This is a genomic window from Microbacterium sp. (genome assembly GCF_049661145.1).
GTDB lineage: Bacteria > Actinomycetota > Actinomycetes > Actinomycetales > Microbacteriaceae > Microbacterium.
The window spans coordinates 1-2,173 of sequence record NZ_JBASZT010000347.1; the positions used below are offsets into that span (position 1 = coordinate 1).

The window sequence follows — 2,173 nt, forward strand, 5'->3', positions numbered from 1 at the left end:
GTCCTTGAGAGTCGGGGTTCGCACCAACGCGCGCTCGAACCTCGCGAGGTCGACCACGTCAACGCCGATGCCGACGATCATGGGTTACTCGACGGTCACGGACTTGGCGAGGTTGCGCGGCTGGTCGACGTCCAGGCCCTTGGCCGTCGCGAGGCCCATCGCGAAGATGTGCAGGGGCACGACGGCCAGCAGCGGCTCGAAGAAGGGCCCGGCCAGCGGAATGCGCAGGACCTCGTCGGCGAAGGGAAGCACGGCGGCATCCCCCTCCTCGGCGACCGCGATGATGCGCGCGCCGCGGGCGCGGATCTCCTGGATGTTCGAGACGACCTTCTTGTGCAGCTCGGCCGATTCGCGTGGCGACGGCACGATGACGAACACCGGCTGACCGGGTTCGATCAGCGCGATGGGGCCGTGCTTGAGCTCGCCGGCGGCGAAGCCCTCGGCGTGGATGTAGCTGATCTCCTTGAGCTTGAGGGCACCCTCCAGCGCGATCGGGTATCCGACATGCCGGCCCAGGAACAGCACCGACTGGGTGTCGGCCATCCAGTGCGAGAACTGGTTGATGTGCTTCTGCTCCTCGCCCAGCACGCGCGCGATCTTCTCGGGCACGGACTCGAGCTCGCGCACGTGCAGCGCCTGTTCGGTCGGCGACAGCGACTCCCGCACGCGCGCGACGTGCAGAGCGAGCAGGTACAGCGCCGTGATCTGCGCGACGAACGCCTTGGTCGAGGCGACGGCGACCTCGGGGCCGGCGTGGGTGTAGATGACGGCATCCGATTCGCGTGGGATCGTCGCGCCCTGCGTGTTGCAGATCGACAGCGTCTTCGCCCCGCGCTCGCGCGCGTACTTGACGGCCATGAGCGTGTCCATCGTCTCGCCGGACTGGCTGATCGAGACGACGAGGGTGTCCTCGCCGATCACCGGGTCGCGGTAGCGGAACTCGTGCGACAGCTCGACATCGACGGGAATGCGCGTCCACTGCTCGATCGCGTACTTCCCGGTCATGCCGGCGTATGCCGCGGTCCCGCACGCGATGACGACAATGCGACGGATGCCGACGAACAGCTCGTCCAGCCCGTCCAGCTCGGGAATGGTCACGGCGTTGTCGCGGATGCGGCCGCGGACCGTGTTGGCGACGGCATCCGGTTCTTCGGACACCTCCTTGGCCATGAACGACGGCCAGCCGCCCTTCTCTGCGGCCGAGGCATCCCAGACGACCTCGAACGGTTCGACCTCGACAGCAGCCCCCGTGAAGTCGGTGACCTCGACGGACCCGGGCCGGATCGAGACGATCTCGTCCTGGCCGATCGCGAGGGCGTGGCGGGTGTGCTCGACGAAGGCCGCGACGTCGGAACCGAGGAAGTTCTCGCCGTCGCCGAGCCCGATCACGAGCGGCGAGTTGCGGCGCGCGCCCACGACGAGGCCGGGCTGGTCGCGGTGCATCGCGAGCAGTGTGAACGCGCCCTCGAGGCGCGCGACTACGGTGCGGAAGGCGTCGACGAGATCGCCGGATGCCTGGTACTCGCGCCCCAGCAGCACTGCCGCGACCTCGGTGTCGGTCTCGGACCGGAACGTGAACCCCTCGCTCAAGAGCTCGGCCTTGAGGTCGGCGAAGTTCTCGATGATGCCGTTGTGGATGACGGCGAGCCGGTCCTCGTCGGCGAGGTGCGGGTGGGCGTTCGCGTCGGTCGGGCCGCCGTGCGTGGCCCACCGCGTGTGGCCGATGCCGGTCGTGCCGTCGGGCATCGGGTGGGCGGCGAGGTCGTCGCGCAGCACCTGCAGCTTGCCGGCGCGCTTGCGCATATCGAGGCCTCCGTCACCGTCGATGACGGCGATGCCGGCGGAGTCGTAACCGCGGTATTCCAGGCGCGCGAGCCCCGACAGGAGGATGGCCTGACTCTCACGCGGGCCCACGTATCCGACGATTCCACACATGCGCTCCATGGTATGCGGTGGGCACCTGACCGACGGCCCCACAACACGGTGACAAAACCTGCCACAACACCCACGCCGCAATGGCGAACGTCGCAATGGCGAAGGTCGCCCCCCTGCGCCCCACCCGCCCCTCTCGCCGAGCCCACCCCACTCGCCCCGCCGCCCTCGCCCCGCCCGCCCCCTCGTCCCTCTCGCCCCTCTCGCCCCGCCCCTCTTGCCGAGCCCACCCCACTCACCC

1 protein-coding gene and 1 pseudogene are annotated in these 2,173 nt (G+C 69.3%); both read right to left on the reverse strand.

Going from position 1 to position 2,173, the window contains the following annotated elements:
* Positions 1–81 (reverse strand): annotated as a pseudogene (locus WBP48_RS14380) (holo-ACP synthase); the annotation flags it as partial.
* A 3-nt stretch (positions 82–84) separates the two neighbouring features.
* On the reverse strand, positions 85–1,935 hold the full coding sequence (glmS, locus tag WBP48_RS14385) for a glutamine--fructose-6-phosphate transaminase (isomerizing) (protein WP_424441441.1): 1,851 nt from the start codon (positions 1,933–1,935) through the stop codon (positions 85–87).
* Between the last annotated feature and the right edge of the window lie 238 nt (positions 1,936–2,173).